Origin of the sequence: Janibacter sp. Y6 (assembly GCF_040900765.1) — a bacterium.
Lineage (GTDB): Bacteria > Actinomycetota > Actinomycetes > Actinomycetales > Dermatophilaceae > Marihabitans > Marihabitans melonis.
The window spans coordinates 389,464-404,536 of the sequence record NZ_JAKLYZ010000002.1; the positions used below are offsets into that span (position 1 = coordinate 389,464).

The window sequence follows — 15,073 nt, forward strand, 5'->3', positions numbered from 1 at the left end:
GCTGAGCCTGAGACCGGGCTCAGCAAGAGCCCGCTCGTGGGCCGGGCGCTACCAGTCGACCCGGCCGGTCGTGGCGACGACGACGCCCTCGTCGTCGAGGACGGCGACCTCGACCTGGGGGATCGCGGTGCTCGCGTAGCACCCGGTCGCCGTCGTCGTCGGCTCCGGGCCGAGGGTGGTCGTCACCTCGCCGAGCGGTGTCCCCGCCGGCGTGCTCCACCCCGTGCAGCGCAGCGTGTAGACCCCGGTCGGCAGGTCCTGGGTCGTCGCGAGGAGCTCGGGGCAGGTGTGCACCGGGCCGCACAGCACGGGCGACCCGCCCGTGCTCGCGACGACGGTGACGACCGGGGTCACCGGGTCCTCGACGGTCGTGGAGGTCGGCGAAGGGGACGGCGCCGGGTCGGAGGTGGGCGGTGGCGGCTCCCACGTCGTCGGCGGGGTGTCGACGGGCGGCGAGGTGCGGAAGACCGGCGGGTCGTCGGGGGTACGAGGGTCGGCGACGACCGGCGGGCGGGTCGAGCTCGGCCCGCTCCCGCCCGAGCTCGTCGAGGACGAGGTGGGCGGGGTCGCCGTCAGGTCCTGCGGGCTGCTGCTCGGCGCGGGGACGGCGGGCGCCGGGCGAGGCTGCGGCGCACCGGTACCGGTGGGCGTGCCCGGGTCGAGGGTGAGCGAGGCGGAGGGCACCCGCGCCGTCGTCGGCGACGAGGTGATCGAGGTGTCACGCGTCGAGGTCGGGGCCGGGATCGCCTGGGTCGGAGGCCCGGGGGCGGGCGAGGTGCTCGCGGCGTCGAGGGCCCCGATGACGATGACGGCGGCCGCGGCCGCGCCGGCGAGGCCGGCCCCGGCGAGCAGGGCCCGGGAGCGCCAGACCTCGGCACGTGTCGGCCGGGCGGCCGACCGGTCCTCGACCCACCGCCCGGGCTCGAAGTCGACGTCCTCGGCCCGCCGGGCGAGGGTCGAGCGCAGCAGCGCGTCGAGCTCGTCGTCCGACCAGGTCATCGCGACACCCCCTTCGTGCGCAGGGCGGAGAGCGCCCGGCTCGCGCTCGCGCGCACGCTCGAGACCGCGATGCCGAGGGTCTGGGCGATCTCGTCGTCGTCGAGGTCCTCGAAGTAGCGCAGCACGAGGACCGTGCGCATGCGCGGGGGCAGGGTGGCCAGGAGGCGCCACAGCTCGTCGTGCTCGTCGACGGCGCTCGTCGGGTCGCTCGCCCGTCGGTCCAGCGCGACGACGTCGGCGGGGTCGGTGGGGTGCTCGCCGTGCCACTTGCGACGGCGCCCGGAGATGTGGCGGTGGTTGAGCATCGTGCGGACGTAGGCGTAGGGGTGGTCGCTGGCCTGCACGCGGTCCCACTTGCGGTGCACGTCGGCGAGGGTGTCCTGGAGGAGGTCCTCGGCGTCGGCGTGGCTGCCGGTGACGAGGTAGGCCAGGCGCAGGAGCTGCTCGCCCCGGGCGGCGACGAAGGCCTCGACGCTCGCGGTCTCGGCCCGATCCTGGGGCGAGACGCGCTCGGCCGTCGCGGGCCGCAAGGGCACGACGGCGGCACGGGGGGTCGAGATCCCCGCCCTGCGTCGCACCGCCACTGCTGTCACATCCCTCTAGACGCCGACCGGGTCCTCTCCCGCTGCGTCGCTCACCCTGCTGCTCCTCCATCCTCCCCCGCCAGGCTCCTCCGGCCCGGGGACGAGGCCCCCGCCGCCGTGTCGCGACACCCCGGTCGCACGTCGCCGACCTATCGAAGCGATATATCTGCGTTACAGTCCACGGGTGCCAGAGGCGAAGGGGGGACGGATGCGACGTCGAGCGCTGCTCGACTTCGCCGTCCTCGGGCTGCTCCACGAGTCCCCGATGCACGGCTACGAGCTGCGTCGTCGGCTCAACGCCGCGCTCGGGGCCTTCCGGGCGCTCTCCTTCGGCACGCTCTATCCCTGCCTCAAGGCTCTGATGCAGGCCGGGCTCATCGTCGAGGACGCGCAGGTGGCACCGACGGGCAAGCGCCCCCGGATCACCTACGCCCTCACCGAGGCCGGCCGCGAGGAGTTCGCCCGGCAGGCGGCCCGGATCGACCCGGGCGCCTGGGAGGACGACGGCTTCGAGCTGCGCGTCGCCTTCTTCTCGCGCACCGACCGCGACACCCGGCTGCGCATCCTCGAGGGCCGGCGCAGCCGCCTCGAGGAGCGCCTCGACACGATGCGCTCGAGCGCCCAGCGCTCCCGTGACCGCATGGACTCGTGGACCGCGGCCCTGCAGCGCCACGCCGAGGACTCCACCGAGCGCGAGGTGCGATGGCTCACCGAGCTCATCGACGCCGAGCACCGTCCCGGTCCACCGGCCTGACCCTCGTCCCCCTTCGACCACCATCACCACAACCGAGGAGCACCACATGAGTTCCATCCGCGTCGCGATCGTCGGCGTCGGCAACTGCGCCAGCTCGCTGGTCCAGGGTGTCGAGTACTACAAGGACGCGCCCGCGGACGGTCACGTCCCCGGCCTCATGCACGTCCAGTTCGGCGAGTACCACGTGAGCGACGTCGAGTTCGTCGCCGCCTTCGACGTCGACGACAAGAAGGTCGGCAAGGACCTCGCCGAGGCGATCGGCGCCAGCGAGAACAACACCATCAAGATCGCCGACGTCCCCACGAGCGGTGTCGAGGTCCAGCGCGGCCACACCCTCGACGGCATCGGCAAGTACTACGCGATGACGATCGACGAGTCGCCGGCCGAGCCCGTCGACGTCGTGCAGGTCCTCAAGGACCGCGAGGTCGACGTGCTCGTCTCCTACCTGCCGGTGGGCTCGGAGCAGGCCGACAAGTTCTACGCGCAGTGCGCCATCGACGCGGGCGTCGCCTTCGTCAACGCCCTGCCGGTCTTCATCGCCTCCGACCCGGAGTGGTCGGCGAAGTTCGAGGCCGCGGGCGTGCCGGTCATCGGCGACGACATCAAGAGCCAGGTCGGCGCGACGATCACGCACCGCGTCATGGCCAAGCTCTTCGAGCAGCGTGGTGTCGTCCTCGACCGCACCTACCAGCTCAACGTCGGCGGCAACATGGACTTCAAGAACATGCTCGAGCGCGAGCGCCTGGAGTCCAAGAAGGTCTCCAAGACCCAGGCCGTGACGAGCAACCTCGAGGGCCCGCTCGCCGGCAAGATCGACGACAAGAACGTCCACATCGGCCCGTCGGACTACGTCGCGTGGCTCGACGACCGCAAGTGGGCCTACGTGCGCCTCGAGGGTCGCGCCTTCGGCGACGTCCCGCTCAACCTCGAGTACAAGCTCGAGGTGTGGGACTCCCCCAACAGCGCCGGCATCATCATCGACGCGATCCGTGCGGCGAAGATCGCCAAGGACCGCGGCATCGGCGGCGCCCTGCTCTCCGCGAGCTCCTACCTCATGAAGTCCCCGCCCGAGCAGCGCGAGGACACCGAGGGCCGCGCGAAGCTCGAGGCCTTCATCGCCGGCACCGAGGAGCGCTGAGCCGCAGCGGAGGAGGGTGGTCGGCGACGAAGGAGCCGCCCGCCCGGGGGAGCGAGGACTCAGCGCTCCTCAGATGGCAGGAGCGCTGAGCCGCAGCGGTGACATCGATGGTCGAGGTGCGACGGGCGCCCAGCGCCCGAGCCTCGAGACCACCGGCGCCTCGCTCTGACCCGGCTCCCCGCGCATGACGAAGGGGTGGTGGCCACTGGCCACCACCCCTTCGCGCTGTCCCGAACCAGGACCTCAGCGACCCTTGGACGCCTCGTCCTGCTGCGTGGCCTGATCCAGCGCAGCCTTCGAGTACGCCGTGATCGCATCCGAGGCCTGCTGCAACGCCTTCGCCGCCTGCTGCCACGCCTGCCCGAACGCCTCCGAGTCAGACCCCAACCAGTTCTCCGCCAGCGTCCCCTGCTGCGAGGTCCCGTTCTGCTGCACCTCACCGATCTTGCCCGCCTGCGTCTGCAGCTGACCCGCAACCTCACGGATCCGATCAGTGTCCATACCCTCGGTCAGATTCCCACCCATAGCACTGCTCCTACTCGTGTCGAAGAAAAAGAAAGCTCGTCAGAAAAGACCGCTGCGACGACCAACCCGAAAGGGTCAGGCCCCCGAGGTCTCCCGCTGCTGGTTCACGTCCTGCGTCAGCTGATCCACCAGCTGATCGATCATCTGCTTGATCTGCTCCAGCGCCGGGCGGTACTTGTCATTCCAGTCACCCACGAACTGATCCGAGTCCGTGCCGTTCCACGCCTCGTTCGCCGCCTGCACCTGCGTGTTCGTGTTGGTGATGATCGAGCCCACCTCCTCAGAGAGGCTGCTCCACTTCGGGATCTCACCCGAGACCGTCTCCAGGTTCATACCCAGCCAAGCCATGTCGAATCCTCCTGCTCGAGATGCTCGAGCGGCTTCCCCGCCCGACTGGTGACAACACTAGGCAGGACGAGGCGCGTTGAGAATGGGGAGGACTCCCCCGCGGGGAGGTACGACGAATGCCGTTGTGGCACAACGGTTCTCACGGCTGAGCGAGGGTGGGCGAGGACGGGCAGACGACCGCTGCCCGGTGTGCGGCCCGTCAGTCGACGGACAGGACGACGAGGGTCTCGCCCTCCTGGACGACGTCGCCGACGTCGACCTTGACCGAGCGCACGCGGCCGGCGTGCTCAGCGAGGACGGGGATCTCCATCTTCATCGACTCGAGCAGCACGAGCTCGTCGCCCTGCGCGACGTCCTGATCGGGCGCGACGTGCACCGCGATGACGTTGGCGACCAGCTCAGACTCGACGACGTGATCCATGGCACACCAGCCTAGGGCAGGGCGAGGCGCGCCCTGACCACCCCTTCGCCCTCGCTCCCCCGTCGCACCCCGGGGCCGTGACGAGGAGGCCTCGCTCCCCCTTCGCATGACTTACCCCCGCTTCGCACGAGTCCGGTACTCATGCAGAGCGGGGGTTTATCGGGTGACCCGAGAAACTCGTGGCCCCTGTGACTCGCTTCGAGGACGCGGACGGGGGATGACGAAGGGGTGGTGGCCACTGGCCACCACCCCTTCGCCCGTGCCCGTGTCGGGCTCAGCGACCCTTGGACGCCTCGTCCTGCTGCGTGGCCTGATCCAGCGCAGCCTTCGAGTACGCCGTGATCGCATCCGAGGCCTGCTGCAACGCCTTCGCCGCCTGCTGCCACGCCTGCCCGAACGCCTCCGAGTCAGACCCCAACCAGTTCTCCGCCAGCGTCCCCTGCTGCGAGGTCCCGTTCTGCTGCACCTCACCGATCTTGCCCGCCTGCGTCTGCAGCTGACCCGCAACCTCACGGATCCGATCGGTGTCCATACCCTCGGTCAGATTCCCACCCATAGCACTGCTCCTACTCGTGTCGAAGAAAAAGAAAGCTCGTCAGAAAAGACCGCTGCGACGACCAACCCACAAAGGGTCAGGCCCCCGAGGTCTCCCGCTGCTGGTTCACGTCCTGCGTCAGCTGATCCACCAGCTGATCGATCATCTGCTTGATCTGCTCCAGCGCCGGGCGGTACTTGTCATTCCAGTCACCCACGAACTGATCCGAGTCCGTGCCGTTCCACGCCTCGTTCGCCGCCTGCACCTGCGTGTTCGTGTTGGTGATGATCGAGCCCACCTCCTCAGAGAGGCTGCTCCACTTCGGGATCTCACCCGAGACCGTCTCCAGGTTCATACCCAGCCAAGCCATGTCGAATCCTCCTGCTCGAGATATGTGCTTCGTGCACCGGACCGGCCGTGCTCTCGCCCCTGCGGTCCGTGTGCGACGAACCTACTAAGAGGTAGGCGCCCGGACCATGGGGAGCACTCCCCCTGTCCCGGGCGCCTGCTCAGCGCTGCGGCAGCGCGACCTGGACGATCTGCGCACGCCCGCGGCGCACGAGGACACCGCGGCCCTCGGGCATGAAGACGCGCTGCAGCGGCGGGAAAGTCGTCTTGAAGATCATCGAGCTCTCCGACCCGTCCGGGACGAGCGCGATGCCCGAGCGCGACCCCTTGACCAGGCCCTGCAGACCCATGCTCGTCGTCATGGCCGACGGGTCGGCCTCGGCGATGACGAAGTGGTCGTTGTCGACGAGCGGCTTGACGCACTCCTGGAGGGGGTTCTGGTACGGCATCTGGGCGAGGTCGTCGAGCTTCTCGAGGACGAGCACGACGTGGGGCCCGCCCTCGGCGAGCGCCTTCTCCTTGAGGGTCGCCGACAGCGCGGTGATCTCCTCCTCCTTCGTCGCCGTGCCGGTGACCTCGGGCAGGTGGAGCAGCTCGCTGTTGCGCCGCAGGCTGACGACGTAGATCTCCGTGCTCGGGTCCGCAGCGCAGATCGAGCGCAGCAGCTGCACGAGCGTCGTCGTGCGACCGCTGCCGGGAGGACCGGTGACGACGAAGCCGCCGCGCGGCTCGAAGGTGCACGGCGCGAGCTGCTCGGAGTCCATGCCGAGGACGGGCAGGCCGTCGACGACCCGGGGCAGGTCGGCCGCGTGCACGACCTCCGGCAGCGACTCGATCTCCGGCGCCGGTGCCGTGCCGCTCTTGCGCATCGCGTCGGCGAAGCCCTGCACCATCCGCGACTGCTCCGAGGCGTCCTGCGTGCCGCCGAGGACGGCCACCTGGACCTCGCGCTTCTTGAAGATGCCACGCCCCGGAGCGGACTCGGCGGTGAGGACGTCGGCGGGGACGCCGAGGAAGGAGTAGTCGTCCTCCGTCGCCATCCGCAGCACGAAGCGCGACTGCACCGAGGAGCCCATCGAGACGGGCAGGCCGTTGCGCGCGTCGACGGAGAGCACGAAGTGCACGCCGACGGGCCGGCCGTCGCCGAGCAGCGAGGTGAAGGCGTCGAGCCACTTCATGAGCGCACCGGTCGACTCGTAGGCGCTGCGGAAAGAGGTCAGGCCGTCGACGAGGACGAAGATCCGCGGCTCGTCGTGCCGGCCGGTGAGCTGGCGATAGGCGGTGATCGTCGAGGCGTTCGCCTTGCTGTAGCGCACGGCGCGCTCCTCGATGACCTCGCGCAGGTGGTTGATGAGGCGCTTGACGCGCTCCTCGTCCTGGCCCGAGATGATGCTGCCGACGTGCGGGAGCGTCTCGAGCATCGACAGCCCGCGGTTGCCGAAGTCGAGCCCGTAGACGTGGCACGGCCCGCCGCGCACCGTGAAGCCGGCGGCGATGGCGATGGTGCGCAGGAAGGCGCTCTTGCCCGACCCGGACGCGCCGTAGACGGCGAGGTTGCCCTCGGCGTCGGGGCGGAAGGAGATCGTCGGCTGCGACTGCAGTGCGGGGTTGTCGGAGATGCCGATGACGAGCTCGTCGTCGCGCCGGTCGGTCGGCAGCTTCGCGAGGTCGTACACGGGCTCGAGCTCGGGCAGCCAGGGCTTGCGGGGCACCGGTATCTCGGCCTCGACCCGGGCCGCCTCGACGACCTCGACGACGCGCTGGATGTCGTTGGGGCCGAGCTCGTCGTCCTCCTGCGTCTTCGGCGTCGCGGGCAGCTCCCAGCGCACGGGGGCGCCGAAGCTCAGCGTCTCGACGAGCATGTCCGGCGGCGGCGGGGTGTCGCTCGTCCACCCGCCGGCGTACCCGGTCTGGAAGGGGACGAGCCGCCCGGGGCCGGACTTCGCCATCGCGCGACCGGGCAGGCCCGGGTCGAAGTACGCCGCCTCGGGCGTGCCGAGGACGTCGGTCGAGTCGTCGGTGTCGGCCATGCGCAGCGCCATGCGCAGGTTGGTGTTCGCGCGCAGGTTGTCGCGGATGACGCCCGCGGGGCGCTGGGTGGCGAGGATGAGGTGGATGCCGAGGGAGCGGCCGCGCTGGGCGATGTTGACGACGCCGTCGACGAAGTCCGGGACCTCCTGGACGAGGGCCGCGAACTCGTCGACGACGATGATGAGGCTCGGCGGGGCCTCGACCTCGCCGCGCCGCTCGAGCTCGACGAGGTCCTTGGCCTTGAAGCGCGCGAGCAGGTGCTCGCGGTAGTGCAGCTCGGCCGACAGGCTCTCGAGCGCGCGCCGCACGAGGTGCGGCGAGAGGTCGGTGACCATGCCGACGGTGTGCGGCAGGTTGACGCAGTCGCGGAAGGCCGACCCGCCCTTGTAGTCGACGAGCAGGAAGGTCACCCGCTGCGGGCTGTGGGCGGTGGCCATGCCGAGGATCCAGGCCTGGAGCAGCTCGGACTTGCCGGCACCGGTCGTGCCGCCGACGAGGGCGTGGGGCCCGTCGGTGCGCAGGTCGACGCTGTACGTCCCGAGCGCGCTCTGGCCGAGGACGGCGCGAAGGGAGCCCGGCTTGCGGCTCGGGGTGGCTGGGGCGTGCCGGCCGGTGAGGATCGAGCGGTTCTCGTTCCACCGCTCGATGACGGCCATCTGCGAGCTCGCGAGCTCGGTGCCGACGAGGGCGAGGAAGGAGACCGAGCGCGGGATGTCCGAGTCGTCCTCGGACAGCGCGCCGGAGTCGGTGACGGGGGCGAGCCGCCGGGCGGCGACGACGGCCTGCTCGTAGGAGAGCACGTCGGCGGTGACGTCCTGGGCGACCTCGGCGGGCGCGACGTAGCCGACGCGGGCCCGACCGCCGGTCTCGACCTCGACGAAGGTGCGGCACGCCGCCGGCAGCTGCTCGGTGACGGGCGCGACCCACACGACGACGACCCCGGAGCGCCAGCCGCGCTCGGCGAGCTGGACGAGGCGGGCCCGGTCGACGGGCGCGTCGTTCTCGACGAGGACGACGACGTTGACCCCCGTCGGCTTGCCCTTCTCGATCGTGCGGCTCGCATAGCCCTCGAGCTGCTCCATGAGCGCCGAGCAGCCCGGGCCCGAGCTCGCCGTGTGCTGCGCGTCGATCGGGCTCTGCGGCGACGCCGTGTGGGGCAGCCACTTCACCCAGTCCCAGTCGCGGGCGGACTTCGTCGAGGCGAGGGCGCACAGGACGACCTCGGCCGGCGAGTGCAGCGCCGCGGTCTGCACGACGAGCGAGCGGGCCATCGCCAGCGCCTCGTCACGGGGGCCGGAGATGCCGATGGCACCGTCGATGAGCGGGTGGGCGGTGACGGGCACGTCGGCGACGTGGCCCAGGCCCTGCATCGTCTGCGAGACCTCGAGCCAGGCCTCCGCGCGGGTCCGACCCATCTTCGGCAGCTTGATCTCGGAGCGGCTGGGACGCACGCCGAGACCGAGGCGGTACTCGAGGTACCCGGGCTCACCGGGGCGCCGGGTCCACATGAGCGGGTGGTGCCGGCGCACGGCCTCACCGGTCTCGGCGACGGCGGGGTGCTCGAGCCGGCGCATGTCGTGCTCGCGGTCGAGCTCGGCCTCGATGTCCTCGACGAGGTAGCCGATGTCCTCGCGGAAGTCGTTCATCGCGTCCTCGAAGTCGAGGCGGACGCGGCGCCGCGACTCGTAGGCGTTGGCCATCATCATCGCCGGCATCATGAGCATGAACATGATCGTGTACGGGCTGCGCGTGACCGCGAAGAGCGTCGCACCCATGAAGAGCGGGACGAGCATCATCGCCAGCGGCATGCGCTGGGGCTTGCCGCGCTCGGGCAGGTCGGGGACCTCGAAGACGAGCCCCTGGTAGACCGGTGCGATGCGCGGGCTGCGGGAGAAGGCGACGGTGCCGCTGTCACCCATCGTCACCCCCGCGGCGGCGCGCGCCTGGCGGATCTCGATCGTCGTGTCGCCGACGGTGAAGGCCTCGCCCTCGCGCAGGATCGCGCGGTCGATCCGCTCGTCGTCGACGACGACGCCGTTGCTCGAGCCGAGGTCGGTGACCTCGACGACGTCGGCGACGAGGAGCTTCGCGTGCCGCCGGCTCACTGACCCGTCGTTGACCTGGATCTCGCAGTCGCGCCCGCGACCGACGTGGGAGGTGCCGCGCTGGAGAGGGAACTCCCTCCCTTCGTCCGGGCCGCCGACGACGACGGCGGTCGCCAGCGGCGCCGCCTTGTCCTCGTACCCGCTGGAGCGACGGGTGACGGCGACGTGGACGCCGCTGCGCAGACCGGACTCGGCGACCGTCGTGCCGGGGTCGACGGCGCGGTAGTTCTCGTCGACGAGGGCGAGGGTGTGCGTGCCGAGGTCGGAGCGCGCGTAGTAGTCGCCTCCGGACTGGCGGTCCGGGTCGGACAGGACGAGGTGCTCGGCGAGGTCGCCGACGGTCGTGCGACCGTCGACGGTGGCGACGAGGTCGACGTCCTTGTCGTTCGACCCTCGCAGGGTGAGCATGAGCTTCATGTCCGGTCAGCCTTCCGACGGGATCGGCGCGGGGCGTGGTCAGCGGGCACGTCGTGGGTGACGACGCGCCGGGGGTCGGTGCGGGCGACGAGAGCGGCCGGGAGACCGGCCGAGCGACGGGCCCGACGGCGCACGGCGCGCAGGTCGCGCAGCCAGGCCCCGACGGCGGCAGGGTCGGCCGGTCGCTCCCCGAAGACGAGGGCGTCGGCGGCCACCGCGACGGGCATCGCGTCGACCGGCGGGCCGAGGGCCATCGCCTGCTCGGGACGCGTCGCGCGAAGGGGGACGTCGAGACCCATCGAGCGGGCCTCGTCGACGAGATCGGCCCAGGCCCGGCCGACGCGCTGGTCGGGGTCGCCGGTGCGCGAGCGCAGGACGCGGCGCACGCCCCCGACGAGGGGGGCGATCGCGAGGAGGAGCAGGGGCAGGACGACGAGGACGGCCAGGGCCTTGGCCCACAGCGGCCAGGTGCGCGGCGAGGACCAGTCCGTGGGGTCGCTCTGGACGACGGGGGGCGGGGGCGGCGGCGGGAGCGGCTCGGACGCCGGCGCGTCCCAGGCCTTCATCTGCTCCGGCGGCGCGGTCTCGCGGTCGGGCATGAAGGTCTGCGGCATGACGGGGTACCAGGACCGGTCGGCGCGCTGCACCTCGACCCACGCGTGGACGTCGCGCCCGCGCACGACGCCGTCCTGGGTGGCCACGGCGCCGAGGACGACGCGGGTCGGGATGCCCAGCCGGTTGCCCATGAGGGCGAGCGCCGCGGCGTACTGCTCGTCGTCGCCGGCGAGCGGGTCGTGCCCGAGGAAGTCGGTGAGGCGGGCGGTGCCGTGGCCGGGGCCGTGGACGAGCAGCGCCTCGGCCGCCCGCTGCCGGTACGCGGCCGAGGTCGAGCCCTCGGCGGAGATCGCGGGCAGGCCGTCGGTGTACGTGCCCTCCTCGCGCATCGCGGTCGCCACGGCGACGAAGCGCCGCCACGGGTCGCTCTCGTCCGCCGCCCACGCGCGCAGACGGGGCTCGACGAAGTCGGTGCTCGCCCCCATCGGCAGCGACCCCCGAGCCACGGGCAGGCTCTGCGGCAGCTCCTCGCCGAGCGACTCGGTGAGCACCGTGCGCAGCGTGTAGCGGTCGCCGGCCTGCAGCCCCGAGGGCACGAGGACCGCGTCGGTCGAGAGGTTGAGCCAGGCCTTGCCGTCGACGCGCTCGGCGGTCGGCTCGTCGAGGGTGATGCCCTGGACGCTGCCGGTCGTCGGCACCCACGGGCCGTCGTAGCCCTCCTCGGGCACCTCGACGGTGATCTCGCTCGGGGTCCGGCCGGCGCTGTCGGAGACGCCCACCCGCTGACCGAAGAGCTGGAAGGCCCGGCGCGGGTCGCCCCCGGCCTCGTCGAGCCCGGTGACCCCCCACGTCGTGCCGTCCCACGAGTCGAGCGTCGCCAGGCGCAGCGGTGCGCCGACGGGCACCCCGCCGACGCGGAAGAGCTCGGTGTCCCACAACCGGGTGGGCGACTGCTCGGTGTAGCTGCGGAACTCGCCGAGCGGGCTCGTGAGATAGCTGAGGTCGTGCACCGGTGAGACCTCGGCGCGCAGCGTCGAGCGCTCCGACGGGTCGGCATCCCCGAGCAGCGGGCCGAGCAGACCGGCGACGAGGGCGGAGATCGCGAGGATCCCGCCCCCGAGGGCGAGCCGGGAGAGGGCGGGCCGCCCGCGCCGCTCCTGGCCGCGCCGGGCCCGCAGGGCGAACCACGCGAGGAGGGCGACGGGCAGGGCGACCCCGTGGACGAGCGGGGACGCCGGCGCCTGCGTGCCCATCAGGAGCACGACGCACAGGAGCACGAGGACCGGGGCGGCGACGAGGAGCGCCGAGCGGTGACGGCGGGCGGTCGCGTAGACGACGAGGGTCCCCACGACGGCGACGAAGAAGACGAGGGCGAGCATCTGACCGCCGGCGTCGACCGGTGGCACGAGGGTCAGCCAGCGCTTCCACCCGTGGATCGGCGCGCCGGCGAGGTCGGTGAAGGTGCGCAGGGTCGGCAGCACGCCGAAGCGCAGGTCGTCGCGGACGACGACGAGAGCCCCGACGAGCAGGTAGAGCACGACGGTGAGGGCGCTGATGGCGACGAGCGGCCACCGGTAGGTGGCCTGGACGTGCCCGAGGACGAGCCCGAGCAGCACGCCGACGACCCCGGCGAGGAGCGAGTGCGTGCCGAAGACCGAGGTGCGCAGCCCGACGAGGACGAGCGCGACGACGAGCACGGCGAAGCCCGCGTCGACGAGGTGCTCCGGGCCGGGGCGCATCCGCCCGAGCGTCGCCCGGACCCGCTGCCCGCCGGTGAGCTGGGGCTTGATCATCCCCTCGCGAGGGGCGCCGACGACGCTCATGCGGTGCTCAGCCCGGACAGGACGTGGTGCAGCTCGTCCAGACCGCCGACGGTGGCGATCGTCATGCCGCGCTGCCGGCGAAGGGAGGCGCTCGCCCCGCCGTCGACGAGGAGGGCGACGTGGTGCACCTCGACGTCGAACTGGAAGAGCACCTGCTGCAGCTCGAGGAAGGCGCGCCGCGGCCCGGTGACGAGGACGACGACCGAGCTGTCGGGGGCCAGGGCGACCGCGCGGCGCGCCGAGCTCAGCAGGTCGGCGCGGCCGACACCGGCCTGGGCGATGGTGTCGAGGGTGAGCGGGATCGTCGTCCGCGAGGCGACCCGGTCGCCGGCGACGACGGTCGCCTCCTGCTCGTCGCGGATGGACTGGACGACGAGCGAGGCGGCGATGTCCATCGCGGCCTCGACGTCCTCCTCGGCGCGGTACCCGGAGGGGTCGACGTCGACGATGACGGTGAGGTGCGCGCGACGCGTCTCCTGGAACTGCCGCACGAGGAGCCGGTCGTGCTTGGCCGAGCTGCGCCAGTGGACGTAGCGCCGGTCGTCGCCGGGCTCGTACTCGCGCAGCGCGTGGAAGTTGATGTCGGCCATCGACAGCTCGGGGGTGACCTCGCCCTCGAGGTCGCGCAGCAGGCCGTGGGCGCCCGACTCCAGCGGCCGGGTGCTCGGGTGGACGAAGAGCTGCTTGACCTCGCCGAAGACGCGGGTGCGGTTGGTGAGGCGCAGCGGGTCCTCCTGGACGGTGCGCACGGGACCGACCTCGACGACCCCGCGCCGGTCGGTGGGCACCGGCAGCTCGTGGCGGACCTGCTCGCCGCGGCGCAGCGCGGGCAGGTCGATGGTGCGCACGTCCTCGCCGACGGCGATCTCGACGCGCGAGGGCAGGATCCGACGGTGCCCGGGGTTGTGCAGGACGACCTCGGCCGCCGCGCGCTCCCCGACCCGCACCCGTGAGGGACGGGCGGTGAGCTCGACGCGGGGGTGGGTGCGCCCGACGGCGAGCGCGAAGCACAGTGCGCAGGCGACGAGCAGGGCGACCCCGAGGGTGACGACCTCGACCCACGCGAGCAGGAGGCCGACGACGACGGCCGCCGTCCCGAGGGCGAGGACGGACCAGCCGAGCGGCGAGACCCACGACAGCAGCCCGCCGAACCACGTCGTGCGGACCCGCTCGCCCCCGCGGGCCGAGGCGCGCAGGGCGGCGGCCGCGCCCCCCTTCGTGCTCCGGACCGCCTGGACGGGCACGGGGAGGGTGACCGTGCGGCGCTGGCCGGTCGCGCGCAGCCGCTGACCCTCCGCCATCCGCTCCTGACGCACCTCCATCGGCGTCGGGGCGGCGCGCTGCTCAGGACGGGTCGGGGCGGGGGCGGGCGGGACCTGGCCCGGCCCGCCCGAGCGGTCGAGCTGCCCCGGGCGAAGGGTGGGCGCGTCCTCCTCGACGGGCTGCGGGCGCACCCGACCGCGGCCGCGCGACGGCTCGGGGCCGCGCCGGCTCGGACCGGACGGGGGCGTCGTCATCGGCTCAGCGGCTCCGCTCGGTCGGCGGGGCGACCTCGCCGAGGACCTGGCCGACGACGTCGCCGACCTGGACACCGGCGAACTCCGCCTCGGAGGTGAGCAGGAGGCGGTGGGCCATGATCGGCTCCGCGATGATCTTGATGTCGTCCGGGACGACGTGGGTGCGGCCCTGGCTGACCGCCCAGGTCTTCGCGCAGCGCACGAAGGCCAGGCACCCGCGCACCGACAGCCCGAGCCGCACGTTGCGGTGACGCCGGGTCTCCTCGGCGATGCGGGCGACGTAGGCGAGGATCGCCGCGTCGACGTGCACCTGGTCGGCCAGCCCGCCCATGTCGGAGACGACCTGCGCGGCGAGGACCGGGCGCAGACCGGCGGTGCGGTCGCGGCGGGCCGCGTCGGCCAGGACCGCCACGGTGGCCTCGTGATCGGGGTAGCCCAACGACGTCTTCATGAGGAAGCGGTCGAGCTGGGCCTCGGGCAGGCGGTAGGTGCCGGCCTGCTCGATGGGGTTCTGCGTCGCGATGACCATGAAGGGGCGGCCGACCTCGTGGGTCGTGCCGTCGGCCGTGACCCGACCCTCCTCCATGACCTCCAGCAGGGCGGACTGCGTCTTCGGCGAGGCGCGGTTGATCTCGTCGGCGAGGACGATCGTCGCGAAGACCGGGCCCTTGTGGAAGTCGAAGCGCTTCGTGCTCTGGTCGTAGATCGTCACGCCGGTGACGTCGCTCGGCAGCAGGTCGGGGGTGAACTGGATCCGGCTGTTGCTGCCCTGGACGGTGGCCGCGATGGCGCGGGCGAGCTGGGTCTTGCCCGTGCCCGGGTAGTCCTCGAGGAGCAGGTGGCCCTCGGAGAGCAGGCAGGTGAGCGCGAGCCGCACGACGTGCTGCTTGCCGAGCACGGCCCGGTCGACGTTGCCGACCATCTGCGCGAAGGTCTGGGCGAACCAGCCGGCCTGCTCCTGGGTCACGCTCAT

At 72.3% G+C, this 15,073-nt stretch carries 13 protein-coding genes; 2 read left to right on the plus strand and 11 right to left on the minus strand.

What is annotated here, in order from left to right; translation table 11 throughout:
- Positions 1–48: 48 nt before the first annotated feature.
- Together L6241_RS06800 and L6241_RS06805 are read right to left on the minus strand one after the other, a co-directional pair.
- Positions 49–999, minus strand: a complete 951-nt coding sequence (locus L6241_RS06800; protein ID WP_368245487.1) for a hypothetical protein — start codon at positions 997–999, stop codon at positions 49–51.
- The gene (locus tag L6241_RS06805; RefSeq protein WP_368245488.1) at positions 996–1,577 is read right to left on the minus strand and encodes a SigE family RNA polymerase sigma factor; all 582 of its coding nucleotides are present in this window, start codon (positions 1,575–1,577) and stop codon (positions 996–998) included. The genes L6241_RS06800 and L6241_RS06805 overlap by 4 nt, the downstream gene beginning before the upstream one ends.
- 214 nt (positions 1,578–1,791) lie before the next feature.
- Between L6241_RS06805 and L6241_RS06810 the strand changes: the two genes are divergently transcribed.
- Positions 1,792–2,337, plus strand: coding sequence for a PadR family transcriptional regulator (locus L6241_RS06810; protein ID WP_368245489.1), 546 nt, complete (start codon positions 1,792–1,794; stop codon positions 2,335–2,337).
- Between the two features lie 46 nt (positions 2,338–2,383).
- Entirely contained in the window at positions 2,384–3,475 is a 1,092-nt protein-coding gene (locus L6241_RS06815; protein WP_068270794.1) for an inositol-3-phosphate synthase, read from the plus strand.
- 243 nt (positions 3,476–3,718) lie between these two features.
- Here the strand turns inward: L6241_RS06815 and L6241_RS06820 are convergent, their stop codons facing one another.
- From L6241_RS06820 to L6241_RS06860, 9 genes are all read right to left on the minus strand, one after another.
- Positions 3,719–3,976 carry a WXG100 family type VII secretion target gene (locus tag L6241_RS06820; protein WP_191563096.1) on the minus strand — a complete coding sequence of 86 codons (258 nt, stop codon included), beginning with the start codon at positions 3,974–3,976 and terminating at the stop codon, positions 3,719–3,721.
- 99 nt (positions 3,977–4,075) lie between these two features.
- Positions 4,076–4,348, minus strand: coding sequence for a WXG100 family type VII secretion target (locus L6241_RS06825; protein WP_368245490.1), 273 nt, complete (start codon positions 4,346–4,348; stop codon positions 4,076–4,078).
- A 199-nt stretch (positions 4,349–4,547) separates the two neighbouring features.
- The gene (locus L6241_RS06830) at positions 4,548–4,769 is read right to left on the minus strand and encodes a biotin/lipoyl-binding carrier protein (RefSeq protein ID WP_123093815.1); all 222 of its coding nucleotides are present in this window, start codon (positions 4,767–4,769) and stop codon (positions 4,548–4,550) included.
- Positions 4,770–5,043: 274 nt separating this feature from the next.
- Positions 5,044–5,301, minus strand: coding sequence for a WXG100 family type VII secretion target (locus L6241_RS06835; RefSeq protein WP_191563096.1), 258 nt, complete (start codon positions 5,299–5,301; stop codon positions 5,044–5,046).
- Between the two features lie 100 nt (positions 5,302–5,401).
- On the minus strand, positions 5,402–5,674 hold the full coding sequence (locus tag L6241_RS06840; protein ID WP_368245490.1) for a WXG100 family type VII secretion target: 273 nt from the start codon (positions 5,672–5,674) through the stop codon (positions 5,402–5,404).
- A 139-nt stretch (positions 5,675–5,813) separates the two neighbouring features.
- A complete protein-coding gene (locus L6241_RS06845; RefSeq protein ID WP_191563094.1) occupies positions 5,814–10,205 on the minus strand; it encodes an FtsK/SpoIIIE domain-containing protein in 4,392 nt (1,463 codons plus the stop codon).
- Positions 10,202–12,583 (minus strand): transglutaminaseTgpA domain-containing protein, encoded by a 2,382-nt coding sequence (locus L6241_RS06850; protein WP_368245491.1) that lies wholly within the window; start codon positions 12,581–12,583, stop codon positions 10,202–10,204. The genes L6241_RS06845 and L6241_RS06850 overlap by 4 nt, the downstream gene beginning before the upstream one ends.
- Entirely contained in the window at positions 12,580–14,100 is a 1,521-nt protein-coding gene (locus L6241_RS06855) for a DUF58 domain-containing protein (protein ID WP_368245492.1), read from the minus strand. Before L6241_RS06855 ends, L6241_RS06850 begins: the two co-directional genes overlap by 4 nt.
- Positions 14,101–14,104: 4 nt before the next feature.
- Complete coding sequence (locus L6241_RS06860) at positions 14,105–15,073, minus strand: AAA family ATPase (protein WP_368245493.1); 969 nt, start codon at positions 15,071–15,073, stop codon at positions 14,105–14,107.

Bases quoted from the DNA above. Each gene is read 5' to 3' on its own strand.
- L6241_RS06815 (WP_068270794.1), top strand. From the start codon at position 2,384: ATGAGTTCCATCCGCGTCGCGATCGTCGGCGTCGGCAACTGCGCCAGC.
- L6241_RS06860 (WP_368245493.1), bottom strand. From the start codon at position 15,073: ATGAGCGTGACCCAGGAGCAGGCCGGCTGGTTCGCCCAGACCTTCGCG.
- L6241_RS06800 (WP_368245487.1), bottom strand. From the start codon at position 999: ATGACCTGGTCGGACGACGAGCTCGACGCGCTGCTGCGCTCGACCCTC.
- L6241_RS06835 (WP_191563096.1), bottom strand. From the start codon at position 5,301: ATGGACACCGATCGGATCCGTGAGGTTGCGGGTCAGCTGCAGACGCAG.
- L6241_RS06840 (WP_368245490.1), bottom strand. From the start codon at position 5,674: ATGGCTTGGCTGGGTATGAACCTGGAGACGGTCTCGGGTGAGATCCCG.
- L6241_RS06810 (WP_368245489.1), top strand. From the start codon at position 1,792: ATGCGACGTCGAGCGCTGCTCGACTTCGCCGTCCTCGGGCTGCTCCAC.
- L6241_RS06850 (WP_368245491.1), bottom strand. From the start codon at position 12,583: ATGAGCGTCGTCGGCGCCCCTCGCGAGGGGATGATCAAGCCCCAGCTC.
- L6241_RS06825 (WP_368245490.1), bottom strand. From the start codon at position 4,348: ATGGCTTGGCTGGGTATGAACCTGGAGACGGTCTCGGGTGAGATCCCG.
- L6241_RS06820 (WP_191563096.1), bottom strand. From the start codon at position 3,976: ATGGACACTGATCGGATCCGTGAGGTTGCGGGTCAGCTGCAGACGCAG.
- L6241_RS06830 (WP_123093815.1), bottom strand. From the start codon at position 4,769: ATGGATCACGTCGTCGAGTCTGAGCTGGTCGCCAACGTCATCGCGGTG.
- L6241_RS06855 (WP_368245492.1), bottom strand. From the start codon at position 14,100: ATGACGACGCCCCCGTCCGGTCCGAGCCGGCGCGGCCCCGAGCCGTCG.
- L6241_RS06845 (WP_191563094.1), bottom strand. From the start codon at position 10,205: ATGAAGCTCATGCTCACCCTGCGAGGGTCGAACGACAAGGACGTCGAC.